The sequence below is a fragment of the Haloarchaeobius baliensis genome (genome assembly GCF_052060055.1).
Taxonomy (GTDB): domain Archaea; phylum Halobacteriota; class Halobacteria; order Halobacteriales; family Natrialbaceae; genus Haloarchaeobius; species Haloarchaeobius baliensis.
Map to the genome: position 1 here is coordinate 1,830,357 of NZ_JBPPFR010000001.1, position 23,382 is coordinate 1,853,738.

General features: G+C 68.7%; 26 protein-coding genes. 11 read left to right on the plus strand and 15 right to left on the minus strand.

Translation table 11 applies throughout. From position 1 onward, the window contains the following. Position 1 precedes the first annotated feature (1 nt). The 5 genes from ACSG06_RS09305 to ACSG06_RS09325 all read right to left on the minus strand — a co-directional run bounded on the left by ACSG06_RS09305 (position 2) and on the right by ACSG06_RS09325 (position 4,421). Complete coding sequence (locus tag ACSG06_RS09305) at positions 2-1,045, minus strand: proline racemase family protein (protein ID WP_440989988.1); 1,044 nt, start codon at positions 1,043-1,045, stop codon at positions 2-4. Between the two features lie 48 nt (positions 1,046-1,093). After that, complete coding sequence (locus ACSG06_RS09310) at positions 1,094-1,369, minus strand: hypothetical protein (protein WP_440989989.1); 276 nt, start codon at positions 1,367-1,369, stop codon at positions 1,094-1,096. 87 nt (positions 1,370-1,456) lie between these two features. After that, positions 1,457-2,068 carry a zinc metalloprotease gene (locus ACSG06_RS09315; protein ID WP_440989990.1) on the minus strand — a complete coding sequence of 204 codons (612 nt, stop codon included), beginning with the start codon at positions 2,066-2,068 and terminating at the stop codon, positions 1,457-1,459. Beyond that, on the minus strand, positions 2,065-3,777 hold the full coding sequence (locus ACSG06_RS09320; protein ID WP_440989991.1) for a TraB/GumN family protein: 1,713 nt from the start codon (positions 3,775-3,777) through the stop codon (positions 2,065-2,067). The genes ACSG06_RS09315 and ACSG06_RS09320 overlap by 4 nt, the downstream gene beginning before the upstream one ends. Before the next feature lie 92 nt (positions 3,778-3,869). Then, the gene (locus tag ACSG06_RS09325; protein ID WP_440989992.1) at positions 3,870-4,421 is read right to left on the minus strand and encodes an NUDIX hydrolase; all 552 of its coding nucleotides are present in this window, start codon (positions 4,419-4,421) and stop codon (positions 3,870-3,872) included. Between the two features lie 96 nt (positions 4,422-4,517). On the opposite strand from ACSG06_RS09325, the gene ACSG06_RS09330 reads away from it, so the two are divergent. Beyond that, entirely contained in the window at positions 4,518-4,955 is a 438-nt protein-coding gene (locus ACSG06_RS09330) for an acyl-CoA thioesterase (protein ID WP_440989993.1), read from the plus strand. A 12-nt stretch (positions 4,956-4,967) separates the two neighbouring features. Here the strand turns inward: ACSG06_RS09330 and ACSG06_RS09335 are convergent, their stop codons facing one another. The 4 genes from ACSG06_RS09335 to ACSG06_RS09350 form a co-directional block, all read right to left on the minus strand. Next, on the minus strand, positions 4,968-5,687 hold the full coding sequence (locus tag ACSG06_RS09335; protein ID WP_440989994.1) for a class I SAM-dependent methyltransferase: 720 nt from the start codon (positions 5,685-5,687) through the stop codon (positions 4,968-4,970). A 54-nt stretch (positions 5,688-5,741) separates the two neighbouring features. Beyond that, positions 5,742-6,800, minus strand: coding sequence for a S66 family peptidase (locus ACSG06_RS09340; RefSeq protein WP_440989995.1), 1,059 nt, complete (start codon positions 6,798-6,800; stop codon positions 5,742-5,744). A gap of 61 nt (positions 6,801-6,861) precedes the next feature. Further along, positions 6,862-7,692, minus strand: coding sequence for an ABC transporter permease (locus ACSG06_RS09345; RefSeq protein ID WP_440989996.1), 831 nt, complete (start codon positions 7,690-7,692; stop codon positions 6,862-6,864). Then, positions 7,689-8,657 (minus strand): ABC transporter ATP-binding protein, encoded by a 969-nt coding sequence (locus ACSG06_RS09350; RefSeq protein ID WP_440989997.1) that lies wholly within the window; start codon positions 8,655-8,657, stop codon positions 7,689-7,691. Before ACSG06_RS09350 ends, ACSG06_RS09345 begins: the two co-directional genes overlap by 4 nt. Before the next feature lie 104 nt (positions 8,658-8,761). On the opposite strand from ACSG06_RS09350, the gene ACSG06_RS09355 reads away from it, so the two are divergent. The 5 genes from ACSG06_RS09355 to ACSG06_RS09375 all read left to right on the plus strand — a co-directional run bounded on the left by ACSG06_RS09355 (position 8,762) and on the right by ACSG06_RS09375 (position 11,891). Next, positions 8,762-9,103, plus strand: coding sequence for an ArsR/SmtB family transcription factor (locus tag ACSG06_RS09355; RefSeq protein ID WP_440989998.1), 342 nt, complete (start codon positions 8,762-8,764; stop codon positions 9,101-9,103). Beyond that, the gene (locus ACSG06_RS09360; RefSeq protein WP_440989999.1) at positions 9,104-9,409 is read left to right on the plus strand and encodes a DUF7521 family protein; all 306 of its coding nucleotides are present in this window, start codon (positions 9,104-9,106) and stop codon (positions 9,407-9,409) included. It begins immediately after the preceding gene. 64 nt (positions 9,410-9,473) lie between these two features. Further along, positions 9,474-9,749 (plus strand): DUF7521 family protein, encoded by a 276-nt coding sequence (locus tag ACSG06_RS09365; protein WP_440990000.1) that lies wholly within the window; start codon positions 9,474-9,476, stop codon positions 9,747-9,749. Positions 9,750-9,840: 91 nt separating this feature from the next. Then, positions 9,841-11,367 carry a cryptochrome/photolyase family protein gene (locus ACSG06_RS09370; RefSeq protein ID WP_440990001.1) on the plus strand — a complete coding sequence of 509 codons (1,527 nt, stop codon included), beginning with the start codon at positions 9,841-9,843 and terminating at the stop codon, positions 11,365-11,367. Positions 11,368-11,435: 68 nt separating this feature from the next. Further along, entirely contained in the window at positions 11,436-11,891 is a 456-nt protein-coding gene (locus tag ACSG06_RS09375) for a DUF7992 family protein (RefSeq protein ID WP_440990002.1), read from the plus strand. Position 11,892: 1 nt separating this feature from the next. Here the strand turns inward: ACSG06_RS09375 and ACSG06_RS09380 are convergent, their stop codons facing one another. The 3 genes from ACSG06_RS09380 to ACSG06_RS09390 form a co-directional block, all read right to left on the minus strand. Continuing rightward, positions 11,893-12,519 (minus strand): DUF106 domain-containing protein, encoded by a 627-nt coding sequence (locus ACSG06_RS09380; protein WP_440990003.1) that lies wholly within the window; start codon positions 12,517-12,519, stop codon positions 11,893-11,895. Between the two features lie 141 nt (positions 12,520-12,660). Then, positions 12,661-12,804: a rubrerythrin-like domain-containing protein gene (locus ACSG06_RS09385; protein ID WP_440990004.1), complete on the minus strand. Its 144-nt coding sequence runs from the start codon at positions 12,802-12,804 to the stop codon at positions 12,661-12,663. Between the two features lie 114 nt (positions 12,805-12,918). After that, a complete protein-coding gene (locus ACSG06_RS09390) occupies positions 12,919-13,476 on the minus strand; it encodes a class I SAM-dependent methyltransferase (RefSeq protein ID WP_440990304.1) in 558 nt (185 codons plus the stop codon). A 96-nt stretch (positions 13,477-13,572) separates the two neighbouring features. On the opposite strand from ACSG06_RS09390, the gene ACSG06_RS09395 reads away from it, so the two are divergent. Beyond that, complete coding sequence (locus ACSG06_RS09395) at positions 13,573-14,136, plus strand: GrpB family protein (protein WP_440990005.1); 564 nt, start codon at positions 13,573-13,575, stop codon at positions 14,134-14,136. A gap of 15 nt (positions 14,137-14,151) precedes the next feature. Here the strand turns inward: ACSG06_RS09395 and ACSG06_RS09400 are convergent, their stop codons facing one another. Further along, positions 14,152-15,159 carry an LLM class flavin-dependent oxidoreductase gene (locus ACSG06_RS09400; protein ID WP_440990006.1) on the minus strand — a complete coding sequence of 336 codons (1,008 nt, stop codon included), beginning with the start codon at positions 15,157-15,159 and terminating at the stop codon, positions 14,152-14,154. 132 nt (positions 15,160-15,291) lie between these two features. On the opposite strand from ACSG06_RS09400, the gene ACSG06_RS09405 reads away from it, so the two are divergent. Together ACSG06_RS09405 and ACSG06_RS09410 are read left to right on the plus strand one after the other, a co-directional pair. Continuing rightward, positions 15,292-16,416 carry a M24 family metallopeptidase gene (locus ACSG06_RS09405; RefSeq protein WP_440990007.1) on the plus strand — a complete coding sequence of 375 codons (1,125 nt, stop codon included), beginning with the start codon at positions 15,292-15,294 and terminating at the stop codon, positions 16,414-16,416. Between the two features lie 53 nt (positions 16,417-16,469). Then, positions 16,470-16,976, plus strand: coding sequence for a GNAT family N-acetyltransferase (locus tag ACSG06_RS09410; protein ID WP_440990008.1), 507 nt, complete (start codon positions 16,470-16,472; stop codon positions 16,974-16,976). On the opposite strand, the gene ACSG06_RS09415 is transcribed toward ACSG06_RS09410, so the two are convergent. Continuing rightward, the gene (locus ACSG06_RS09415; RefSeq protein ID WP_440990009.1) at positions 16,977-17,600 is read right to left on the minus strand and encodes a TetR/AcrR family transcriptional regulator; all 624 of its coding nucleotides are present in this window, start codon (positions 17,598-17,600) and stop codon (positions 16,977-16,979) included. It lies immediately after the preceding gene. Positions 17,601-17,752: 152 nt separating this feature from the next. Between ACSG06_RS09415 and ACSG06_RS09420 the strand changes: the two genes are divergently transcribed. Then, positions 17,753-21,172 (plus strand): efflux RND transporter permease subunit, encoded by a 3,420-nt coding sequence (locus ACSG06_RS09420; protein WP_440990010.1) that lies wholly within the window; start codon positions 17,753-17,755, stop codon positions 21,170-21,172. A gap of 19 nt (positions 21,173-21,191) precedes the next feature. On the opposite strand, the gene ACSG06_RS09425 is transcribed toward ACSG06_RS09420, so the two are convergent. After that, the gene (locus ACSG06_RS09425) at positions 21,192-22,460 is read right to left on the minus strand and encodes a M24 family metallopeptidase (protein ID WP_440990011.1); all 1,269 of its coding nucleotides are present in this window, start codon (positions 22,458-22,460) and stop codon (positions 21,192-21,194) included. A 111-nt stretch (positions 22,461-22,571) separates the two neighbouring features. Between ACSG06_RS09425 and ACSG06_RS09430 the strand changes: the two genes are divergently transcribed. Then, positions 22,572-23,300: a sporulation protein gene (locus ACSG06_RS09430; protein WP_440990012.1), complete on the plus strand. Its 729-nt coding sequence runs from the start codon at positions 22,572-22,574 to the stop codon at positions 23,298-23,300. Positions 23,301-23,382 lie beyond the last annotated feature (82 nt).

Below are 23,382 nucleotides of genomic sequence, written 5' to 3' on the forward strand. Positions count from 1 at the left end.
GCTACCGCAGGAAGAACCCGTCCGGGAACGGGTCGTCCGGGTCGACGACGAACGTGTTCCGGCCCGTGATGTGTGCGCTCCCCCGAACCTTCGGAACGACCGCGTCGTACCCCTCGAACTCCGTCTCCTCGTCGTACCAGCCCGTGAACCGCGAGTCCACGATGCTCTCGACGGTGAACCGCTCGCCGGGAGCCACCCGGTCGTCGGCGGCGAGCAGCGCGAGCCGGCCGCTCACGCCCGTCCCGGTCGGACAGCGGTCGACCTCGCCGTCGGCGAAGACGCAGACGTTCCGGCTGTCCGCGTCCGAACCGGGGTCGTCGTCGACGAAGATGGTCCCGTAGAGGAACGAGAGGTCCGCCTCGGTCGGATGGTCGATGGCGAGGTCGTCCGCGACCGCCCGCTTGATCCTGCGGCCGACGTCGACCAGCTGCGACGCGTCGCCGGTCCCGAGCCCGACCCCCGCATCGGCGGCATCGACGTAGGCGTAGAACGCCCCGCCGAAGGCCACGTCGTAGCCGACCTCGCCCACACCGGGCACGTCGACGGTCCTGTCGCGGGCGTAGACGAACGAGGGCACGTTCTCGAACGCGACGTGCTCGACGCGCGGCCGACCCGCCGAACCCGTTGCGCCCGCGGTCGTCGCCGTCACCAGCCCCGCTGGCGTCTCGAACACGACCTCGTCGCCGGGGTCGCACGGGCCGGCCTCGACGAACGCGACCCCCAGCGCGACGATGCCGTGTCCGCACATCGTGCTGTAGCCCTCGTTGTGGGTGAACAGCACGCCGACGTCGGCCCGCTCGTCGGTCGGTTCCGTCAGCACCGCGCCGTACATGTCGGCGTGGCCGCGGGGTTCGTGCATCAGCATGCGCCGGTAGTCGTCCAGCTCCTCGCGCAGGTACCGTCGCTTCTCGAGCAGCGTCTCACCCTCGAGGTCGGGGAGCCCGTCGAGCACGATGCGCAGCGGTTCACCGCCGGTGTGTGCGTCGAGCGTCTCCACCCGTCGCCAGTCGTCGGGTGGGGTCCAGTCGAGCGAATCGGCGTCCATCGTCGGGGAATCGACCCCCACCGACAAGTAGGTTGGTCGTCGGACAGACTACGAATCCGCGAGCTGGTTCGCACGGACGACGACGTACATGAGGACGAGGGCAGTACCGACGGCGAGGACGAACTGCGAGGCGAGCGTGAACACGAAGCCGAAGACGGGCGTGGCCGCGACGAGTTCGAACAGGAGCCAGCGCAGCACGAGGGGGACGGCGGCGACGGCCGCGACACTCGCGACGAGCTTCGCCAGCGGAATGGCCTCGTACAGGATCTGTCCGGTGTCGAATTCGCCGGACGGCGACGTGAAGAACGGTCTTGAAATCGACATGATGGAGGGATTCGAAGCCTCGGTGGTTGAACCTTTCGTGTCGGAACGTGGACGAAACGATGCGGCAGTGCTCGCGGCGGCAGCTACTCAGGGCAGGTAGCCGAGGAACGCACCCGCCGCCAGCGAGCCACAGACTGCGAAGCTCGCCAGGAAGACGGGTTTGCTCCAGTTCCAGACCTTCTTCCCGTCGAGCGGGCCGTACGGGATCATGTTGAAGCCCGCGAGGAAGGCGTTGATCCAGACGCCGAGGAAGCCGACGACGCCGACGACGCCGCCGAGCAGGTACAGCGGGTAGAACACCGCGAGCAGCGCGACGTTCGTCGCCGGGCCGGCGAGCGCGATGAGGCCGCTCTCCCGTTCGGTCGTCTGCGGGTGGTACACCGCTCCGGGCGCGGCGAAGAGGAAGCCGACCATCGCGCTGAAGATGGCGAGCAGCAGCATGTTGTAGTCGGCCTTGAACGCCGCCGGGTAGCCGAAGCGTTGTGCGGTGAACTTGTGGGCCAGCTCGTGCAGCAGGAACGCCACGCCGGCGGTGATGGCACAGACGACGATGGCGAACGGGAGCTCGACGCTCGAGCTGCCGCCCGGCCGGAACGCGCCACGGAAGAACAGTAGCGCGAACGCGACAGAGAGCGCGACCCAGGCTGCCGCGAGGTCCCGCAGCTCGGTCTCCTTGATGGAGCGCATCGAGACGCTCATAGCAGCCCCACGATGATGTCGAGGCTGTTCTCGGCCCCACGCAGCAGCACGGCCATCAGCTCGTCGACGGTGTCGATCTCGTCCGGGGCGAGCCACGGCAGGACGACTACGGGGAAGCTGAAGCTCGCGATGACGCTCCCGATGTTCGTCGCGGCGACGACCATGATGAGCTTGAACAGCGGCACGTCGAACATCCGCTTCACCACGTCCATGAGCGGGCTCTCCTCGTCGGAGAGGATCTCGTTGAGCGTGGCGATGTCGCCCACGTTGACGGGGTCCTTCCGGAGCTCCATGTAGCCCGCGAACCAGCCGGGCGCGAGCACGGGGTTGAGGCTGGTGAGCCACGCGATGGCGCCGCCGACGCCCGCGCTCGTCCAGCGCGCACCGACGAGCTTGGCGAGCCCGAACGCGAAGATGCCGTTGTAGAGGAACCACGCCGCGAACAGCTGCAGGAGGAACAGGTCGTTGACGCCGGCCATCACGAGCAGGAAGAAGAAGGCGACGTAGCCGACGGTCAGCAGGTAGACGACCGCCTTCATGATGGAGAACCGGCGCTTCTTCTCGGTGCCCTGCAGGGACGCCATCGGCGGGAGCGTCTCCGGGTTCGCGAGGTAGCGTTCGATGCCCTCGCGGTGCCCCGCGCCGACGACCGCGACGACCGAGTAGCCCTGGTTCCGGAGGGTGACGAGGTTGTGGGCGATGTAGGCGTCGCGTTCGTCGATGAGCGCCTGTGCCCCACCGGGGGAGAACCGGCGGAACTCCTCCATCATCGCCGTCACGACGTCGCCGTCGGTGAGGTCGTCGATGTCGAACTCCTCGTACTCCTCGACCTCGTCGGCGTCGTAGCCGGTGACGGCGAGCAGGAGGCCGAAGACGGCGCCGAAGCCGACGCCGGCGAGGATGCCGCCGAGCAGCCCGGCGGCGAAGGCGACGCCGAGACCGCCGCCGAGGATGTTCGCGACGTACGGCGCGGTGACGCCGCTTGCGGCGACGCCCGCTCCGACGGTCAGGCCACCGATGGCCCCGAGCGCGATGGACTGGTCCTCGCGCATCGTCCGCATCCCGCCCTCCCAGAGCAGGTAGCCGGTGAGCAGGCCGACGAGGCCCCCACCCGCGACGGACTGGATCGTCGTCGTGCCCACGCTGAACAGCGCGGGGACCGCGAAGCCGGCGAGCGGACCGAGGAACAGGCCCAGGAACAGGCCGGCGGTGACGCCGACGACGAGCGCGTCCGCGACGCCGAAGATGAGCCCGGACATCATCTTGACCTTCTCCAGGGCGGTCATCCGGCGCCAGAACCGCTGGATGGTCACCTGGATGTCGCGGTCGACCAGCGAGACGCCGAGACCGTGCTCCTCGGCTGCCTCGACCGCCGCGAGCATGTCCGCGCCGGGCTCGATGTCGAACTTCTCGCCCATCCGGGTCTGGACGTACGAGAGCATCCAGTAGGCGATGAACTGGAAGACGGTGTTGCCCTCGAGCAGGTCGCGGGGCTCGATGTCATCGGGAGTCTCGCCGCGCATCTGGCGGTAGCGGTCCTCGTCGAGCTCGACGGCGACCACGTCCGGCCGTTCGTCCGCGATGGTCTCGCGGACCTCCTCGACGCTCCGCTCCGACACGTGGGCCGTCCCGAGCACGGTGACCGAACCCTCGCCGTCGCCGGGCGGTTCGGGTGGTTCGGGTGCCGGAGGGGCGGCTGAATCACTCATTGCCCCCGCTTCTAACTCGGACGGTAAACGGTTGTCGGAGCGCGTTCGTCACTGTCACACCCCCGGGATGGGTCCGCCGGGACGGCACCGTCTCAGCGGATCGCCCAGTTCGCCGCGGCGATGAGGGAATCGAGCTGGGAGTGCCCGAAGCGGTCCTCGTGGTTCGCACGGAGGGACTCGTCGCTGTTCGCGAACCCCTCGGGCGTCCAGAACCTCGCGTCTGCGGCATCGTCCGCGGCGTCGAGCTCGCCGGTCGTCGCGGAGCGCCTGACGGCGTACTCCAGCGAGACGACCTCCTTCCCGGGCTGGGTCTCGGCGGTCCGCGCCTCGAACAGCGTCAGGTCACCGGGGGCGACCGCGAGACCGGTCTCCTCGCACAGCTCGCGGGCGGCGGTCTCGTGTGGGTGCTCGCCCAGCTCCACGTGCCCGCCCGGGACCATCCAGTCGCCCGCCGTCTCGCCGACGGCCCGTTCGACGAGCAGGATGCGGTCGTCGTCGACCACGACGATACCGGTCCCCGGAACGGGGTTGTGGAAGACGTACTGGTCGCACGACCCGCAGAACCGGACCGTCCCCTCGTCGTGGGTCGTCAGCTCGACTTCGGTCCCGCAGTACGGACAGAACTCCGGAGGGAAGTTCACCATCGGAGCCACGTAGGGACGGCCGTTGCAAAAAGAGACTGCCAAACCGGATGGACCGAACCCGGTAGGCTATTCCATCGTGCCCCGGTACGACCAGCCATGCCCAGCCTGACCGACACCTACGTCGAGAACCGCGTCATCGTCAACCCGAACGACGCGAACAACCTCGGCGCGGCCCACGGTGGGAACGTGATGAAGTGGATGGACGAGGTCGCGGCGATGGCCGCGATGCGCTTCGCCGGCGAGACCTGCGTCACGGCGCGGATGGACCAGACGAACTTCCGTCGTCCCATCCCGCAGGCAGATATCGCACTCGTCAGGGCCTACGTGTTCGAGGCGGGTCGGACCAGCGTGAAGACCCGCGTCCGCGTGTTCCGCGAGGACCCCCACACCGGTGAGACGGAGCTGACCACGGAGTCGTACATGGTGTTCGTCGCCATCGACGAGGACGACGAGCCGACGCCGGTGCCCGAGCTGACGATCGACACGGAGCGCGGGCAGGAGCTGTACGAGGCGGCTGTCGACGGCGAGGAGTAGGCCCCCGAACGCTCACGCCAGCCGCGCCCGCACGCAGAGGAACACCGGGTAACGGGACTCCTTCTCGTAGCGCTCGGGGAGTCGCTCCCGGAAGCCCGCCGTCGGCTGTGGCTCGACGACCGTCTCCAGCCGGAACCCGTTCTCGAGCAGCGGGTTCACGACCGCCGAGAACGGCCGCCGGTAGTACGGCACCGGCACGTCCCACTCCTTCGTGAGCCGCTCGACCTCGAAGTAGTTCTCCGCGTCCGCCGGCTCGCCGCCCTCGTCGAGCGGGAACTGGTCGAGGGGATGGCCGGTCGAGAACACGACGAAGCCGCCGGGCCGGAGGACTCGGGCGAACTCCGCGAACAGCGGCTCCCAGTCCTCGACGTAGCCCAGCGCGAGGGCGCTGACGACGCCGTCGAAGCTGTCGTCGGAGAGGTCGAGCGGCTCGCCGAGGTCGGCCTGCCGGAGTTCGGCGCGGTCGCCGACCGCCGCCCGAGCGTGGGTCAGCATCTCCTCGCTCGCGTCGAGGCCGACGACCTTTGCACCCCGGTCGAGCAGGAGCTCGGTGTAGACGCCGGTGCCACAGCCCGCGTCGAGGACTCGTTTCCCGTCGACCTCGGGGATCATCGACGACGTGGCGGGAAACTCCAGGTGGGCGTTGTAGGCGTTCGAGCGCACGTCTTCGGCGTAGGAGTCCGCCAGTTCGTCGTAGGCGGCTCTGGCGATGGGGTCGTCGTCGGGAACCATGGGGTACCGTGCTACCGATGCGGCGTCCAAAATCCTTCCGGAGTCACCGCGACCCTACAGCAGCGTCAGCGTCTCCGTCTCTGGCTCGATGCGGACCTCGCCGCCGATGGGCAGGGGACAGGTCGGGTAGGTGTGGCCGAACTCGCAGTCGAGCACGACCGGCGCGTCCGGGTTGTACTCGGCGAGGACGGACTCGACCACCTGTCGATGCTGGTCGCGGAACGTCTCGCGTTCGTGGGCCGGCGTGTCGCCGGCCGGGGTGTGGTTCCGGGCGGTCGGTCGTCCGACCAGCACGCCGTCGAAGGCTTCGAGATAGCCCGCCTCGCCGAGCGCCTGCAACCACCCCTTCACCATCCCGGGGTGGGGGAGCTCCTCGCTGGTCTCCATGGCGAAGACGCAGCCCTCGAGCGCCTCGGGTTCGGGCAGCCACTCGTCGTGGACGAACCACTGGTCCAGCACCTCGAAGCAGCCGCCCCAGATGCGACCCTCGCATCGTTCCTCGCCGCCGACCCAGGTCCGACCGTCGGACGGCTCGATGTCGCGGTGATAGTCGAGGCTCCGGGGGTCCTCCCAGTCGCCCGCCTGGTCGGTGAAGCAGTCCGCCGCCTCCCACTCGCCGATTCTCTCCTCGAACAGCGCCCGGCCGATGTACTCGACCGAGTAGTCGAACATCTCGGCGTCCATCGCGTACTCCAGCAGCGTCGAGCCGCCGTAGTAGGAGACGATGCCCTGGTTCCAGAGGTAGCACGCGAGGTTCGTGTTGTCCGACCAGCCGTAGAACCGGGTCGGGTTCTCGCGGAGGAGCTCGGGGTCGAGATGTGGGAGCACCTTCAGCTGGTCGTTGCCGCCGATGTTCGCGATGACAGCCGAGATGTCGGGGTCCGCGAACGCGTCCATCACGTCCTGTGCGCGGGCTTCGGGGTGCTCGGCGAGCCACTCCGGGTCCTTCGTGGCGGTCGGGTACTCGACCGGTTCGAGGTCGAACTGCTCTCGAATCCGTTCGAGCCCCAGCTCGTAGACGTGTGAGAGTTCGGACGGGACGTTCGACGCCGGTGCGACCACGGCCACCGAGTCCCCTCGTTCGACGGGCGGCGGCGTGACGAACTCCTGCATGGCTGCTCCGACGAAAGCCGACAGAAAAAGCGTTCGGTGCGTCTGTGAGGCGGTCGCAGGGTCAGCCGAGGTCGGCGCGTTCGAACCGCCAGTAGCCCAGCGCGAGGGGGGCGACGATCCAGAACGCGAGGATGACGAACATGAACTCGGGCTGGAGGTAGAACGGGTCCGCCGCGGTCGCACCCGACTCGCCGCCGGTGAAGCGGCTCGGGAAGATGAGGTCGAGCGCGTTGAAGTACGAGCCTGTCGGGCTCAGCACCCAGACGAGGTCCTTGAAGTTCTGGGAGACGCTCGTGCCGAGCTTGTCCGCGAGGAACTCGATGACGGTCGCGGGCTGGATGGGCAGGAAGTTCCAGAACACGTTGAGCACGAACCACGAGCCGATGGCCGCCCCCATCGCACGGGACCGGGTGCTCGTCGCGGCGGAGATGCCGACCGCGATGGCGACGTAGCTCAGTGCGTAGACGAGCGTGATTGCGACGAACCCGGCGTAGTCCGCCAGCTCGACGGTCGGGAAGTAGTAGAACGCCATCCCGAGGCCGACGAGGAACGCGAAGACGATGGCGGCGACCACGATTGCCGACCGCGCGATGAACTTCCCGAGCACCACGTCACGGCGGCTGTTCGGGTACGAGAGCAGGAACTTCAGGTTCCCGGACTCGCGCTCGCCGGCGACCGAGAGGTACGCCGCGACCAGCGCGACGAGCGGGATGATGAGCACGGCGACCCCGGCCATCGAGAACAACGCGTTGTATATCTCGCTGTTCGGGCTCGAGCCGGTCCCCCAGAACGAGAGCACTGCGAACAGCGTGTAGAGCAAGCCGACACCCCAGACGAGCTTCGCCCGGCGCACGTCGAGGAAGTCCTTCTTGACGACCGCCTGCAGGCTCATCGGGCCACCTCCGGGGGCTGCTCGCGTTCCTCTGCGAGCTCGCGGGCGTCCTCGTCGAGGCCGTCGCGCCCGCCGCCGGTGTACTTGTTGAACAGCTCCTCCAGCGAGGTCTCGGTGGCGACGACGTTCGTCACGGTCGCGGCGCGGTCGACGTGCCGGATGACGTTCATCTTCGCCTCGCCGTCGTGGCAGTAGGCGCGGATCTCGTCGCCGTCCACCTCGACGTCGCTCACGTCGTCCATCACCTTCAGGCCGAGGTCGTCGGGCACCGTCTCGACGGTGAGTTCGACCTCGCCGGCGTCGCCGGAGCGCTCGCGCAGGTTGTCGATGGTGTCGACGGTGACGAGCTCGCCCTGGCTCATGATGCCGACGCGGTCACAGACCGCCTCGACCTCGCTGAGGATGTGCGAGGAGAAGAAGACGGTCGTGCCGTCGGCGGCCTCCTCGCGGAGGAGTTCGCGCATGTGCTGGATGCCGTTCGGGTCGAGCCCGGAGGACGGCTCGTCGAGGATGATGAGGTCGGGGTCGCCGACCAGCGCCATCCCCAGGGCGAGCCGCTGGGACATCCCGGTCGAGAAGCCACCGGCCTTCCGGTCGGCCTCCGCGCTGAGTCCGACGCGTTCGAGCACGTCCATCGGGTCGTCCGGGGCGTCCTTCATCTCGACGCAGAGCTGGAGGTGTTCCCGGGCGGTGAGCCGGTCGTACAGCTCGAGACCTTCGGGGAGGACGCCGACCCGCTCGCGGATCTCGTCGATCTCGTCCTGGGCGTCGAAGCCGAGGACGGTCGCCGAGCCGCTGGAGGGACGGTGGAAGTCGAGCAGCATGTTGATCGTCGTCGACTTGCCGGCACCGTTCGGGCCGAGGAAGCCGAAGATCTCCCCCTCCCGGACCGTGAGGTCCAGCTCGTCGACGGCGAGGACGTCGCCGAATCGTTTCGTCAGGGCGTTCGTTTCGATAGCTGCCATCGTGTTCGCTTCATCTCGCTCACCCGTTGTATAAACGTTGATTCGATTTCAGGAACAGAAAGTTTGGCCTCTTTTATAAGGGGTCGCGCAGAAAACCCGACTCGATGAGCGATGAGGTGCTCGTGGACGTCGCAGGGCTGCTCGAGGACGAGTACGCCCGCGCGATCCTCATCAGGACCAGCTCCGAGCCGATGTCGGCCGGCGAGCTTGCCGAGCGGTGCGACGCCTCTCCCCCCACCATCTACCGGCGGATCGACCGGCTCCGCGAGCACGACCTCATCGAGTCTCAGCAGGAGCTCGACCCCGACGGCCACCATTACGAGGTGTTCGTCGCCAACCTCCAGCGGGTGACCATCGAGCTCGGCGAGGACGGTTTCGAGGTGGAGATCGAGCGACAGACCGACCCGGCGGACCGGTTCACCAGCCTGTTCGAGGAGTTGAGATAGATGCAAGGCGTCACCACCACCGGCGGGCCGACGGTACTCGTCCTGACGCTGTTCGTCGGCGTCTTCGCCTCCATCGTGCTGGCGAGCATCATCGCCTACCGGGCCTACCGGGCCTACCAGCGCAGCCAGAGCACGCGGCTCCTCGCGCTCAGCACCGGACTGTTCACCCTCGTCGCCGTGCCGAAGGTGCTGAACCTGGTGCTGTCGACGCTTCGGTACCCCGGGCCGACGACGAGCACCGTCGTCGCGACCGCGCGCCTCGCCGGCCTCTGCATCGTGCTGTACGCCATCTACGCGGGTGACTGACCATGACCGGACCGACACCACAGACGAACGACCGAGACGGTGACCACCAGCCGGAGGTGTCGCGATGATGGACCCGCTTCTCGTGCGCGCTGCGGTCGCCGCGGTCGGCGTCGTCGTCAGCCTGCTCGTCGTCTACCAGGCGTACCGCGGCTACCTGCGGAACGGGAGCCAGGCGATGCGCGCGCTGGCGCTCGGCATCGCGCTGCTGGGTACCGTGCACTTCCTGCTCTTGCTGCCCGGTGGGACCACTCGGGAGCTCGACCTCGGACTCTCCATCCTCCGACAGGTGGTCGACCTCGTCGGGCTCGCCGTCGTCTTCTACGCGCTGACGCGGGCCTGAGACGGGACCGTCCACCGGCGACCATCGACTCGTCCCCGCTCACCGGCTCGTTCGGAACCGCGCTTTTACCGACGCCGGCCCAACGTCGGGTATGACCGTCTGGGTGCTCGGCGACCAGCTCGCGACCGACACCGACCCGCTCGCCGACCTGACACCCGGCGAGGAGCCGGTGCTGCTCGTCGAGTCACGGGCGTTCGCACACAGGCTGCCGTACCACCCGCACAAGCTCGTGCTGGTGTTCAGCGCGATGCGTCACTTCCGGGACCGGCTCCGCGACGCCGGCCACACGGTCGACTATCGCCAGGTCGGGACCTTCGGGGAGGGCGTCGCCGGCCACCTCGCCGAGCACGACCCCGACCGACTGGTGACGATGCGGCCGCCGAGTCACGGCGCGCCCGAGCGCCTCCACGAGGTCGTCGCGGCGGCGTCCGAGGAAGCGGGGGTCGACGTCGAACTGTCGGTCGTCGAGAACGACCTGTTCCTGTGCTCCCCCGACGAGTTCGACGACTGGGCGGGCGACGACGACCCCATCCACGAGCAGTTCTACCGCTTCCAGCGTCGCCGGACCGGCTACCTGCTGGCGGGGGACGAGCCGGTCGGCGGGGAGTGGAACTTCGACGAGGAGAACCGTTCGTTCCCCCGTCCGGAGGTCCGGTTCCCCGACCCGCCCACGTTCGAGCCGGACGAGACGACCCGCGAGGTCGTCGACTGGGTCGCGGAGACGTTCGACACGTGGGCCGACGCGGAGGCCGAGCCGTTCCGCTGGCCGGTCACCCGCGAGGAGGCACTCGAGGCGCTCGCCGCGTTCGTCGCCGACCGGCTCCCGACGTTCGGCCCGTACCAGGACGCGATGGTCGAACGGTCCTGGTCGCTGAACCACGCGCTGCTCTCGCCCGCGCTCAACCTCGGCCTGCTCCGCCCCGAGGAGTGCATCGAGGCGGCCATCGACGCCTACGAGGCCGGTGACGCTCCGCTGGCGAGCGTCGAGGGGTTCGTCAGGCAGCTCCTCGGCTGGCGCGAGTACACCAGACACGTCTACCGCCGGGAGATGCCCGCCATGGTCGACGCGAACCAGCTGGGACACGGGATGGAACTCCCCGACGCGTACTGGACGGGCGAGACCGAGATGCGCTGTCTCGAAGCCTGCGTCGGCCACGTCCGGGAACGGGGCTACGCACACCACATCGAGCGGCTGATGGTGCTCTCGAACCTCGCGACGCTGCTCGGGGTCTATCCCGCCGAACTGAACCGCTGGTTCCACCTCGGCTTCGTCGACGCGTACCACTGGGTGACGACGCCGAACGTCGTCGGGATGGGGAGCTTCGCGACCGACGCCATGTCCACCAAGCCGTACGTCTCCTCGGCGAACTACGTCGAGAAGATGAGCGACCACTGTGGTGCCTGTCGCTACGACCCCGACGAGACGACCGGTCCGGACGCCTGCCCGTTCAACGCGCTCTACTGGGCGTTCCTCGACCGCCACGAGGAGCGGCTTCGGGCGACCGGGCGGATGGGACTCGTCTATCACCATCTCGACAACAAGGACGAGGGCGAGCTCGCGGCAATCCGCGAGCGGGCAGCGACCGTGCGTGAGGCGGCGGACGACGGGACCCTCTGAGACCGAGGGCCACGACCGTCCGTCCCCGGACCTGCACCCTTATCGGACGGCGTGCCCTACCTCGGGGCATGGGACTTGACGTCGACGCCCCCGCCCCGCCAGCACTCGAGTACGTCGACCCGAACGAGTACGAGGACGCGTCGGTCGCCGCCGACGCGGACTACCGCCGGGAGGAGCTGGAGGCGTTCCTCCACGACGGCGCGTGGGAGCGGGCGTTCAACGAGTGGGCGGAGCACGCCGACATGACCGAGGAGGAGTTCCGCATCGCCGGCGAGATGGACCTGTTCGAGCAGTTCGACTTCTTCTGGGACGACTTCGCCGATCGGGTGGGCTACCACGCACCGGGCATCCCGGAGGACTGGAAGGAGCGGAACTACCACACCGACATCGACTCCTGGGGGACGGTCTCCGCGATCAACGCGGGCCTGACGGAGCTCGGGCAGGTCGTCTGCGACGTGCTGAAGGAGGAGTACATCGACTGGGAGGCGGACTACGAGCCGCCCGAGGACCTGCCCGACTTCTGACTCACTGACCGAGACCGACGCGACGGACCAGCCGGCGTGCGACGAACCCGGTCGAGAGGGACGCACCGAAGTACCACGCCAGCCAGAGTTTGATCGGCCCGACGACCGTCGCGGTCCACGACAGCTGCCCGACGAGCGGGACGAACACCATCGCCGGCGCGATGCCGGCGGCGGGTGCGAGGAACACCCAGCGCAGCCAGAGGAACGTCGGGACCGTGACGAGCGTGCTCCAGACGAGCGGCCTGAAGTTCGCCTTCAGCATCGCGAGCATCGTCCGGTTCAGCTCCAGCTGTTCGTCGTCGAGGTCGTCGACGGACAGGTCGTCGGCCTCGCGCGCCTCGCTGAGTCGTGCCTGGAGCTCCTCGATGCGTTCCTGGAGTCGTTCGGCCCGGTCGGAGTCACGCAACCTCGCCTGGAGGAGCGCGGTGAACACCCCGTTGGTCCCGGCGAGCAGCAGGAGCAGGGCCGAGAACGGGAGGACGACCGCCAGCGGGGCCAGAACCGCCGACCAGACCGCCACCACCGTCCGCTGGATCGGTGGGAGTACGTAGCCGAGGCCGAGGACGACCGCGAGCACCGCCGCGCCCTTGTCCGCCTTCGTCCAGCCGGCACGCTCGTTATTGTCCATACCCTGACCTGACTCCGAACGTACCTAAATCTTTCCTGAGACGTCCGTCGGGGTCGGTGAACGGCGAGTGCGGCCCGAGGGGGCCGCAGGAACGGGATCCGGTGGCGCTGGCACGTCGGTGTTCTCCGGCAGTGTGCTGTACTACTCTCGCGAGACGGCGACGTTCCGGACCTCGCCGTCACAGAGCGGGTTGTCACAGGTCGCGCTGGCCGAGTCGAGCCGCGCCCCACAGCGGACGCACTCGTACTCGGCCCTGGTCGGTGTGTACGGGTCGTTTCGTACCATCGTGATAGTATGTTACACATCCACACAATAAAGCGTTATCCTGTAACAAACGCATACTCCCCCAATGCAATCATACTCCTAGAACACATCCTAGCGGGAAAACTGGACAGACGTTCAGTCCCGGGTGGCGACGAGCAGCATGGTCTCGGGGCGCTCCTCCGCGCGCTCCATCGTGAAGCCAGCCTCCTCGTGATGGGAGACGGCGGCTTCCCGGTCGTACCGCTCGTCTCGCGACGGCCCGGACTCCCCCTCACCCGACGCCGTCCAGTCCACGGTGACGAGACGGCCCCCCGGACCGAGCACGCGCGCCAGCTCGTCCAGTGCGCCCTCGCCGGCGAACTCGTGGTAGGTCATCGTCGAGAACGCGGCGTCGAGGGCGTCGTCGTCGAGCGGCAGGTCGTCGATGGGAGCGGTCACGGGCTCGACGTTCTCCGGCATCCCCTTCTCGCGGTACAGCTCGTGCATCTCCGCCTGCACGTCCACGGCGTACACCCGGGCGGCGAACGGTGCCACGTCGTCGGTGTAGAAGCCGGTCCCGGAGCCGAGGTCGGCGACGGTCTCGCTCCCGTCGAGAGCGAGTGCGGCGACCAGCTCCTCACGGGAACAGTAGCGGTAGCGGGAGGGATCCTCCAGCGCGTCGGCGCGGTCGATTGGGAACGTGTGGAAACCCATGGTGACTCTTGATGCCGGACCGTTGTAGCGATGATGGATGACGAACGATGACATGGAACACGGAGTTTCAAGTGGTCCGCTCGACTCGGCCTACTAATGGTCGACCTGAAAGACGACCCCATCGAACTCGTCGACTCGCGTCACGAGACGTGGGTCGAACGGTACGAGGCCGAGCGCGGTCGGCTCCGCGACGCGCTCGCTGCGGCCGGCCTCAGCGACAGTATCGTCCGGGTAGAACACGTCGGCTCGACGGCCGTTCCCGACCTCGCCGCGAAGGACATCGTCGACCTCGACGTCGTCGTCACCGACGGCACGGTCCGCGAGGTGGCGACCGCCATCGTCCACCGACTCGGCGGAAAGCGCTACGACAACCACGACGGCTGGAACGTCGTCCCCCGCCGCCACGACGGCCAGCGGTTCAACGTCCACGTCTTCGGAGAGTCGGACGACGGCTGGAAGGTCAGCGTCGCCACGCGGGACGTGCTCCGCGACCGCGACGATCTGCGGGAGGAGTACGAGTCGGTGAAGCGACGGCTGGCCGACGACACCGACGACCTCGGCGAGTACTCGAAGGGGAAGACGGAGCTCGTCGAGACGCTGCTCGACGAGGCGAGAACCGAGACGTACGAGTTCGCCTTCGAGGTGCCCGAGTCGGCCTGAGACACCTCTCGGCCGTCAGCGCAGTTCGGGTGCGACCTCGCTCCCGAGCCGCTCGATGCACTCCGCCATCGTCTCCGTGCCGATGCCGGGGTGGTACGTGCGGAAGATGACGTGGATGTCGTCGCCGAGCGCGTCGCGATAGCGGTCGAGGTCCGAGACGACCTGCTCGGGCGTCCCGAAGATGGCCTGCTTCTTCAGTTCCGCCTTGCGTTCCTCGGGGAGCTCGTCGACCGGCTCCCCGGAGAAGATCTCGGCGTAGCGCCGCTGGATGTAGAAGTAGCCGGGCTTCATCGTCTCCCAAGCCTCCTCCCGGGAGTCGCCGACGAAGCCGTGCCGGATGACGTAGCAGTCGAAGTCGCCGTCGATGTCCTCCTCGTCGCGGACGGTCCGGATGTCCTCGATGCGCTTCTTCAGCCCGCCGATGGAGAGTTTCGAGGGTGCGCACCACGCGTCTGCGGTCCGGGCCGCACGCCGGACGGCGGGCTTGGCACCGCCGCCGAGCATGATGGGGACGTGCTCGTCGACGGGCTTCGGCGTCACCGACACGTCGGGGTCGATGTCGTGGAACTCGGCGTCGTAGTCGAGCGGGCCCTCGGACCACGCCGCGCGCAGCAGGTTCACCTGGTCGGAGAGGCGCTCGACGCGCTCGTCCTGCGGCACGCCGAACGCCTCGAACTCGCCCGGGTTCGAGCCGATGGCCAGCCCGAGCGTCGTGCGGTCGTGCGAGAGGTGGTCGAGCGTCGCGGTGTCCTCCGCGAGGCGGACGCCGTCGTACAGCGGCGCGAGCGCGATGCAGGTGCCGAGCTCGATCTGCTCGGTCCGCGCCGCGATGGCCGACAGCGACGGCATCGTCCCCGGCAGGTACTCGTCCTCGGTGAAGTGGTGCTCGGACACCCAGATGCTGTCGAGGCCCGCCTCGTCGGCCGTCTCCGAGAGTTCGAGCATCTCGTCGTAGATCTCGGTCGTCGAGCGGTCGTCGTCAGGGCGGCGCTGGCACGTGAACAGTCCCGTACCGAGTTTCATGCCTGTTCGATTCCCTCGGCGACGTGAAAACGGTTCGGCAATCGGCAGCGAGATTCAGCACACGTGGTGTGCGAAGGAGTGTCGCAACCGAACCCACCTGCCTACTTGACCCCCGCCCACGAACGCCGGAACATGACCGACGCTGCCTTCGAGCGACGGACCCGCGCCTGTCAGCAGCGCCTCCGCGAGGGGACCGGCGACCTCGCCGTGCTGTTCCCGAGCCGGAACCTCTTCTACGCGACCGGTTTCGACGAGGAGCCACAGGAGCGCCACCTGTTCCTGTTCGTCCCCCGCGAGGGCGACCCCGTCTTCCTCGTGCCGGCCCTCTACGGCTCGCAGGTCCGGGCCGAGAGCTGGGTCGAGGACGTGCGAACGTGGAGCGACGGCGACGACCCCGTGGCCGCCGTCGAGCGGGTCGTCGGCGACCTCGCCGTCCCGGCCGACGCGCACGTCCTCGTCGACGACACGATGTGGGCGCTGTTCACCCAGGACCTCGAATCGGAGCTCCCCGACGCGACGTTCGGGCTCGCCAGCGCGGTGTTCGACGACCTCCGGGTTCGAAAGGACGAGGCCGAACTCGACGCCCTGCGACGTGCCGGCGAACTCGCGGACGAGGTGAGCGTGGCGGTCCGGAACATGGGCGAGGAAGCCGTCGGCTGGACAGAATCCGAACTCGCCGCCGAGATCGAGTCGCGCCTGCTCGCCGGCGGCGACTCGCTCGCGTTCGACGTCATCGCCGGGTCGGGTCCGAACGGCGCGATGCCCCACCACGCACACGGCGACCGAGCGATCGAGCGCGGCGACCCCGTCGTTCTGGACTTCGGCGCGTACGTCGACGGCTACCCCGGCGACCAGACCCGGACGGTCGTGTTCGCGGGCGACCCGCCCGAGGAGTTCGTCGAGGTCCACGGAATCGTCCGCGAGGCACTCGAGGCGGGCGTCGCCGCGGTCGAACCCGGCGTCGAGGCCCAGGCCGTCGACCGGGCCGCCCGCGAGGTCATCGAGGACGCGGGCTACGGCGAGCAGTTCGTCCACCGGACCGGCCACGGCGTCGGTCTCGACGTGCACGAACCGCCGTACATCGTCGACGGTAACGAGACGGCGCTCGAACCGGGGATGGTGTTCTCCGTCGAGCCCGGGATCTACCTCGAGGGCGAGTACGGCGTCCGCATCGAGGACCTCCTCGTCGTGACCGAGGACGGCTGCGAACGGCTGAACGATTCGCCGCGGGGCTGGCACGCGGGCGACGCCGCGTAGTCGTCCCCCGCTCGGGGGAACAGTAATGGCCCACCGTCGCGTCATATCCTCCCATGAACTTCCGCCACGCGACAACCGAGGACGTGCCGGAGATAATCGGCGTCGCGGAGCGGTCGTGGGAGCACGACTATCCGGGAATCCTCACCCGCGAGACCGCCCGCGAAGCGGTCGCGGAGTGGTACGACACCGACCGGCTCGAGCTCGACGCCGTCGCCGCCGATACGGCGCTCGTCGTCGCCATCGACGAGGACGCGGACGAGGACCGGGCGGGACCCGTCGTCGGCTTCCTTCACGGGGTCGTCGACGACGACACCGGGACCCTGCTCCGGGTGTACGTCGACCCTGAACAGCGCGGCGAGGGGATGGGCAGAGCGCTCGTCGAGTACGCCATCGACGACTTCGACACCCGTGGCGTCGAGCGCGTCGAGGCGATGGTGCTCGCCGCGAACGAGCCGGGCAACGAGTTCTACGAGTCGCTCGGCTTCGAGCTCGTCCAGCGTGCGACGACGACCATCGGCGGCGAACCGCACGACGAGAACATCTACCTGAAGCTGCTGTAGTCAGTCCGCGAGCAACGTGGCGTCGACGACGCGCTCGACCTCTCGCCGAACCGCGTCCGTGTCGACACCGTCGGCCGTCGCTCGCCGGAAGAGGCCGCCCAGCATCACCGTGAGCAACAGCTCCGCCGTCGCCTCCGGCTCGACCGCCCGGAAGGTCCCGTCCTCGATTCCGTTCCGGATGATGCCGGCGAGACGGGCCTGAAGGTTCTCGTCGATGGTGGTGAACCGACTGCGGTAGGTCTCGTCGTGGACGGCCTGGCTCCGGAGCTCGACGAACGGTTCGCCCGAGCCGGGTTCGAACCCGCCCGGTGTCGGCGGGACGACATCCCCTGTCGCCCCGAACAGCGCGAAGTCGAGGTGGACCCAGAGATCCGCCTCCGGGTCGTCTCCGAACGACTCGTCGAGGGGCCCCACGAAGCGGTCCAGCATGTAGTCGAGGAACGACACCAGCAGGTCGTCCTTGTCGTCGAAGAAGTGGTAGACGGAGGACTTGCTGAGGTCGGCCTCGTCGGCGATGCGACCGATGGAGAGTCCGGCGTAGCCGTGGGTGTCGAGCACCCGGAGACACGCGACCATGATGCGCTCGCGCGTGTCGGTCGGCTCGCCGTCGTGCGCCCTGTCCATGTGGCACGGCTATTCGGGGGCGACCGATACGTGTTCCGACGCACTGGCGAGCGTCGAGCCGAAAGACCTATTGCCTACCGAACGTTCGTTCGCCACATGGTTACCGAACGTTCGTTCAGTAGGTTCGTTGCGCCGCGCTCGAGGTGGCCCAGATGACCGACAGGGACGGCATCGCGGCCATCCTCACCGCCCGCAGCCGCGCCGTCGTCGCGGTCCTGCTCGTCCTGACCGCCCTCGTCGGAGCGGGCGTCCCGATGGTCGAACAGGAGACCTCGCTCGACCAGTTCCAGGGCGACACCCGGGAGTCGGCGGCCCAGGACTACGTCGACGCCAACTTCTCGACCGAGGGCGCCGGCGCGGTGACCCAGGTCGTCGTCGGCGACGACGATGGCGACGTGCTCGACCGCGAGTCGTTGCTGGCCACCCTCGACTACCAGCAGACAGTGGTCGAAAACGAGACGGTTCAGGGTTCACTCGCCGAGAACGAGACCGGTCGCAGCATCGCATCGGCCGTCGGGACACGCGCGGTCGTCGAGGAGCGCGCGGCGAACCTCTCGGCCCGGGAGTCCGCGTTGAACCGGACCGCCAGCGCGCTGGAGCGGTCGCTCCTGACGCTCGAATCCGAGCCGAACGCGAGCGTGGCGGCCGCGTTCGAGTCCGTCGAGGCGAACACCGCCGTCGACCTCGACGACGGCGACTACCGCGCGTTCGAGGACTCCGCGGAGACCCTTCGGAACGGACCGACGAACGAGACGGCTCGACAGCGGGCGCTCCGGAGCGGGTCGGTCGGTCTGCTCGAGGCCGAGTACGACGCTCTGGCCGCGGACTACGCGGCGCTCTCGGCGGTCGACCCCTCGCTCGACCGACAGCAGGAGGCGCTCGCCGCCCTGAACGAGAGCGAACTCGACGCGCTGCTCGCGGACGTGCTCGGCGGTGAGAGTGGCGACAGCGGGAGCGCCGGTGGGAGCGGCGGCGACCGGACGCTCGCGCTCCTTCCGACCGGCTTCGACGCCGGGTCGACCGAGGCTGACGCCACGCTCGTGCTGTTCCACCAGGCCGTCGACGCCGGCGGCCCGGCCGCGGGAGCCGCACCCGACTCCCTCGTCGACTCGGAGCTCGCGATGGAGCGCCTCGCAGCCGACGCCGACGGCGAGACCTCGTACCTGGTGTTCGGCAGCGGCATCGTCGCGGAGGAGACGACCGACTCGATGGTCGACAGCATCCTCCTCGTCGGCCCGCTCGCGGCGCTGTTCGTCGTCGTCGTGCTCGCGTTCGCCTACCGCGACCTGCTCGACGTCCTCCTCGGGGTCGCCGGCGTCGGGGCCGTCCTCGTCTGGACCTTCGGCGTGATGGGCTGGGTGGGCATCGACTTCAACCAGCCCTTCATCATCGTCATCGTCCTCCTCATCGGGCTCTCCATCGACTACGCCATCCACCTGGTGATGCGCTACCGCGAGGAGCGCACCGGCGGTGACGACCCCCGGCCGGCGATGCGGACGGCGCTCGGAAGCGTCGGCGTCGCGCTCGTGTTCGTGACCGTGACGACGGCCATCGGTTTCCTCGCGAACCTCGCGAGCCCGCTCTCCGTGTTCCGCCAGATCGGCGTCGTGAGCGCCATCGGCATCGTCTCGGCGCTGGTCGTCTTCGCCGGACTCGTCCCCGCGGTGAAGCTCGAACTCGACGCCTGGCTCGAGAGCCGCGGCGTGGACCGCGACCAGCGCGCCCTCGGCTCGTCGGACAGCCGGCTGGGCCGCCTGCTCGCGGTCGGGGCAACGCTCGCCCGTCGCGCACCCGTGGCCGTGCTCGTGCTCGCCGTCCTGCTCAGCACGGTCGGCGCGTACGGCGCGACGCAGGTCGACACCAGCTTCAGCGAGTCCGACTTCCTCGCCGAGGACCCGGACCAGCGCCTCAAGGACCTCCCCGAACCCTTCGCACCCGGCGACTACAGCGCCAAGCGGGTGATGGACAGGCTCAACGACCGATTCGTCCGCCAGGACTCCGAGGCGACGGTCCTCGTCAGGGGCGACGTCGCCGACTCCGAGACGCTGGACCGACTCGCCGAGGCCGAGGACGACGCCGCCGGTCGCTCGACGACGCAGACGTACGCCAGCGGCGAGGCAGCGATAACCAGCCCGCTCACGGTGATGGAGTCGGTCGCGGCGGAGAACGAGACCTTCGCGGCGACCCTGGACGCCAGCGACACCGACGGCGACGGGACCCCCGACGAGAACGTCTCGGCGGTGTTCGACGCGCTCCACCGGACCGCACCCGAAGAGGCATCACAGGTCCTTCATCGGACCGACGACGGTGAGTACGTCGCCGCGAGGATGGTGGTCTCAGTCGACGGCGGTGCAGCCGGCGGCGAGGTCACGGAGGACGTACGCGCGGTCGCCGAGACGGTCGCGGGCGACGACGTCACCGCGACCGCGACGGGACAGGTGGTCATCAACGCCGTCACCGCCGACCAGCTGCTCGACACCGTCCTCGAGGGACTCGTCGTCGCGCTCGTCGTGGTGTTCCTGTTCCTCGCGCTGGTCTACCGCGTCAGCGAGGGCACCGCATCGCTCGGCGCCGTCACCGTCGTCCCCGTCGCGTTCACCGTGACGTGGATACTCGGCTCGATGGCGGTCCTCGGCATCCCGTTCAACATCGTCACCGGGCTGATCACCAGCCTGACGATCGGGCTCGGTGTCGACTACAGCATCCACGTCAGCGAGCGGTTCAACCAGGAGCTCGCCGCCACGGGCTCGATCGACGAGGCCCTCGTCGAGAGCGTCACCGGCACGGGCGGCGCGCTGTTCTCCTCCGCGGCGACGACCGCGAGCGGCTTCGGCGTCCTGACCGTCTCGCTGCTGCCGTTCCTCCAGTCGTTCGGCGTCATCACCGCGCTCACGATCGGCTACTCGTTCCTCGCGAGCGTGTTCGTGCTCCCGAGCCTGCTCGCACTGTGGGCGCGCTGGCACGGCCACGCCGACGCCGGGGACGACGCGGCCGGCGACACGACGGGTCTGGACGGCAACCCTGGGCCGGCAGGCGCGGCGGACCTCGTCGCCACCCGCCACGTCGAGGACTCGCTGGTCTCGCCGGACGGTGACGCTACGGTCTCGGTGACCATCGCGGGCGTCGCGGGTCGGGTCCGGCTCCGCGAGGCGGTTCCGGGTCCGTACGAGTTGGCCGCGGTCGACCCCGAGCCGGTCGAGCTCGTCGAACGTGCCGAGGGTTTCTACGCGCTCTGGGACGCAGAACAGTCTTCGGACCGGCTCTCGGTCACGTACACGACCCGGCACCCGCCCGGGACGCGCGACGGCGATACCGCGACCATCAGCGGCGAGGTAGCGACCGGGACGACCAGCCGCCCCATCGACGGAGACACCGAGCTCGTCCTCGTCGACGACGTGTTCCAGCGCGTGCTCGAACGGGGCGCGGCCACCGACGTGGACGTGCAGGCCGCCGCCTCGCTGCTGTCGGCCGGCGAGATAACGGAGCGGGAGTTCGAGCGCGTCTGTCGGGTGTGGCTCGGGCGCGAACGAGACGAGAGAACGGACCGGACGGTGGCGGTTGCCGAGGACTGAGACCGTCAGTCCGGGCGGTTCAGTAGTCGATGACCGTGATCTCCTCGACGGGCCACTGGCTCAGCACCTCGACGCCGTCCTCTCGGACGACGACCATCTCCTCGACGCGGACGCCCTGCCGGTCGGCCGGCTCCATCGTCTCGACGGCCATCGTCATGCCCTCCTCGATCTCGATGGGGTGGTCGGGCGAGAGGCCCCGCCAGATGAGCGGCACCTCGTAGAGCTGGAGGCCCAGGCCGTGGGCCCAGTGGTTCGTCGTCATCTGCCAGTGGTCGGTGGCGCCGTACCAGTCGGCGTGCTCGCCCTCCATGTCGGGGAAGCCCTTGCAGATCTCGTCGGTCGTCGCGCCGGGCTCGATGCGGTCGAGCACGTCGTAGAGGTTGGTGACGGCGGTCTCGTAGGCGTCCTGCTGGGCCTGGGTCGGCTCGCCCATGGAGAAGGTGCGGTAGTAGCAGGAGCGGTAGCCGAGGTAGCCGATGTTGTAGAAGTCCGCGTAGACGATGTCGCCGGGGCGGATCATCCGGTCGGTCGTGTTCGCCTGGTGCTTCGGCCAGGTGTTCGGACCGCTGGTGACGTAGCCGCCCTGGGCCATCGCGCCGTGGCGCCAGATCTCGCGGACGGCGTCGCCCCAGACCTCGGACTCGCGCTTGCCCGGCGCAGCGTTCTCGACGATCTGCTGGAAGCCGGCCTCGCAGATGGCCGCGACCATGCGCAGGCACTCGATCTCGTCGTCGGTCTTGATCTTCCGGGCGTCGTGCATCAGGTCGACACAGTCCTTGGTGCGGACGTCGACGCCGTTGTTCTCGAACGCGTCGATGAGGCCCATGTTGCCGACGTCGAGCCCCATCGGTGCCTTGTGGACGCCGTACTCCTCCATCGCCTCGTAGACGAGGTCGGCCATCTTCTGCTTGAGCCAGCTCCGGGCCGAGTCGCGGCCGGACGCCCGCGGGACGTTGCCGAGGCCGGGGCAGGCGTAGCGGATGTCGTCGAGCCACGGGCAGTTGAACCGCTGGTTGCTCGCGTGGTCCGCGGTGTCCCAGTGGACGATGTCGCCCTCCTCCGTGAGCAGCGTGTAGTGGTCCGCGCCGGAGCCGCCCGTCATCGCAAGCCCGGTCACGTAGCGGATGTTCGGGTCAGAGACGAGCAGCATCGAGCCCATCTCCGAGTCCTCGAGGCGTGCGAGTGCCTTCGCGTAGCGCTCCTCGCGGAGGCGCTTCACGTCGATTCGCTCCTCCCAGTCGACCGCCTGGGTGCCCCGCGTTCCCTCCATGAACGTGCGTTCGTACATGGAAGGTGCTACCGCCAGTAGGCATATCAAACTACGGGCGTTCCCCGGTCCCTGCTGGCAGTTCCCACGGTTCGAACAAAGCTTATGCCGGGGGCGCAACTCGCCCCGGACATGAAGCGCGTGCTCTCCAGCGTCGGCATCGGCTCCGCAACCGTCGACACGATCCTCCCCGACACCTCGTTCGTCCCCGGCGAGACCGTCGAGGCGACCGTCGAGGTCGAGGGCGGCTCCTCCGAGCAGGAGATCGAACAGCTCAACTTCGCGTTCGCCACCCGCTATCGCGGCGAGGAGGGATACGAGCAGTCGGTGTTCGAGCGGTTCACCGTCGCCGAGTCCTTCACCATCGGCGAGGGCGAGCGTCGCGACATCCCGGTCGAGTTCACCGTCCCCTACGGCACACCGCTCACGAAGAGTGGGGTGAAGGTCTGGCTCAAGACCGGGCTCGACATCGACTGGGCGCTCGACCCCAAGGACACGGACCACATCGAGGTGACGCCCGACGAGCGTATGACCGCCCTGTTCGCGGCCGTCGAGGACCTCGGCTTCGGCTTCCACAGCTCCGAGGTCGAGCGCGCCCGGTTCGGCCACTCCCACCCGTTCGCCCAGGAGTTCGAGTTCCGGCCGCGCTCCGGCCCGTTCACGGGAGACCTGGACGAGCTGGAGCTCATCTGCGCGCCGACAGCGGACGCGGTTGACGTCCACCTCGAGATCGACCGCCGCGGCGGACTGCTCTCAGAGATGACCGACACCGACGAGTCCCGGGACGGCTTCCGGTTCGACCACACCGACACGGACAGCATCCGGTCGGAGCTCCGGCGTCGCGTCGAGCGCCACGCCTGAGCCGCCGACCGGTTTCGCCCCCGCCATCTCTGGCGACTGCGACACGATCGACTGGAACCTTTTTCCCGTCGGACGACGTGTC

Excerpts from the sequence above, each read along its gene's own strand:
- ACSG06_RS09305 (WP_440989988.1), bottom strand. The coding sequence starts at position 1,045 with ATGGACGCCGATTCGCTCGACTGGACCCCACCCGACGACTGGCGACGG.
- ACSG06_RS09310 (WP_440989989.1), bottom strand. The coding sequence starts at position 1,369 with ATGTCGATTTCAAGACCGTTCTTCACGTCGCCGTCCGGCGAATTCGAC.
- ACSG06_RS09315 (WP_440989990.1), bottom strand. The coding sequence starts at position 2,068 with ATGAGCGTCTCGATGCGCTCCATCAAGGAGACCGAGCTGCGGGACCTC.
- ACSG06_RS09320 (WP_440989991.1), bottom strand. The coding sequence starts at position 3,777 with ATGAGTGATTCAGCCGCCCCTCCGGCACCCGAACCACCCGAACCGCCC.
- ACSG06_RS09325 (WP_440989992.1), bottom strand. The coding sequence starts at position 4,421 with ATGGTGAACTTCCCTCCGGAGTTCTGTCCGTACTGCGGGACCGAAGTC.
- ACSG06_RS09330 (WP_440989993.1), top strand. The coding sequence starts at position 4,518 with ATGCCCAGCCTGACCGACACCTACGTCGAGAACCGCGTCATCGTCAAC.
- ACSG06_RS09335 (WP_440989994.1), bottom strand. The coding sequence starts at position 5,687 with ATGGTTCCCGACGACGACCCCATCGCCAGAGCCGCCTACGACGAACTG.
- ACSG06_RS09340 (WP_440989995.1), bottom strand. The coding sequence starts at position 6,800 with ATGCAGGAGTTCGTCACGCCGCCGCCCGTCGAACGAGGGGACTCGGTG.
- ACSG06_RS09345 (WP_440989996.1), bottom strand. The coding sequence starts at position 7,692 with ATGAGCCTGCAGGCGGTCGTCAAGAAGGACTTCCTCGACGTGCGCCGG.
- ACSG06_RS09350 (WP_440989997.1), bottom strand. The coding sequence starts at position 8,657 with ATGGCAGCTATCGAAACGAACGCCCTGACGAAACGATTCGGCGACGTC.
- ACSG06_RS09355 (WP_440989998.1), top strand. The coding sequence starts at position 8,762 with ATGAGCGATGAGGTGCTCGTGGACGTCGCAGGGCTGCTCGAGGACGAG.
- ACSG06_RS09360 (WP_440989999.1), top strand. The coding sequence starts at position 9,104 with ATGCAAGGCGTCACCACCACCGGCGGGCCGACGGTACTCGTCCTGACG.
- ACSG06_RS09365 (WP_440990000.1), top strand. The coding sequence starts at position 9,474 with ATGATGGACCCGCTTCTCGTGCGCGCTGCGGTCGCCGCGGTCGGCGTC.
- ACSG06_RS09370 (WP_440990001.1), top strand. The coding sequence starts at position 9,841 with ATGACCGTCTGGGTGCTCGGCGACCAGCTCGCGACCGACACCGACCCG.
- ACSG06_RS09375 (WP_440990002.1), top strand. The coding sequence starts at position 11,436 with ATGGGACTTGACGTCGACGCCCCCGCCCCGCCAGCACTCGAGTACGTC.
- ACSG06_RS09380 (WP_440990003.1), bottom strand. The coding sequence starts at position 12,519 with ATGGACAATAACGAGCGTGCCGGCTGGACGAAGGCGGACAAGGGCGCG.
- ACSG06_RS09385 (WP_440990004.1), bottom strand. The coding sequence starts at position 12,804 with ATGGTACGAAACGACCCGTACACACCGACCAGGGCCGAGTACGAGTGC.
- ACSG06_RS09390 (WP_440990304.1), bottom strand. The coding sequence starts at position 13,476 with ATGGGTTTCCACACGTTCCCAATCGACCGCGCCGACGCGCTGGAGGAT.
- ACSG06_RS09395 (WP_440990005.1), top strand. The coding sequence starts at position 13,573 with ATGGTCGACCTGAAAGACGACCCCATCGAACTCGTCGACTCGCGTCAC.
- ACSG06_RS09400 (WP_440990006.1), bottom strand. The coding sequence starts at position 15,159 with ATGAAACTCGGTACGGGACTGTTCACGTGCCAGCGCCGCCCTGACGAC.
- ACSG06_RS09405 (WP_440990007.1), top strand. The coding sequence starts at position 15,292 with ATGACCGACGCTGCCTTCGAGCGACGGACCCGCGCCTGTCAGCAGCGC.
- ACSG06_RS09410 (WP_440990008.1), top strand. The coding sequence starts at position 16,470 with ATGAACTTCCGCCACGCGACAACCGAGGACGTGCCGGAGATAATCGGC.
- ACSG06_RS09415 (WP_440990009.1), bottom strand. The coding sequence starts at position 17,600 with ATGGACAGGGCGCACGACGGCGAGCCGACCGACACGCGCGAGCGCATC.
- ACSG06_RS09420 (WP_440990010.1), top strand. The coding sequence starts at position 17,753 with ATGACCGACAGGGACGGCATCGCGGCCATCCTCACCGCCCGCAGCCGC.
- ACSG06_RS09425 (WP_440990011.1), bottom strand. The coding sequence starts at position 22,460 with ATGTACGAACGCACGTTCATGGAGGGAACGCGGGGCACCCAGGCGGTC.
- ACSG06_RS09430 (WP_440990012.1), top strand. The coding sequence starts at position 22,572 with ATGAAGCGCGTGCTCTCCAGCGTCGGCATCGGCTCCGCAACCGTCGAC.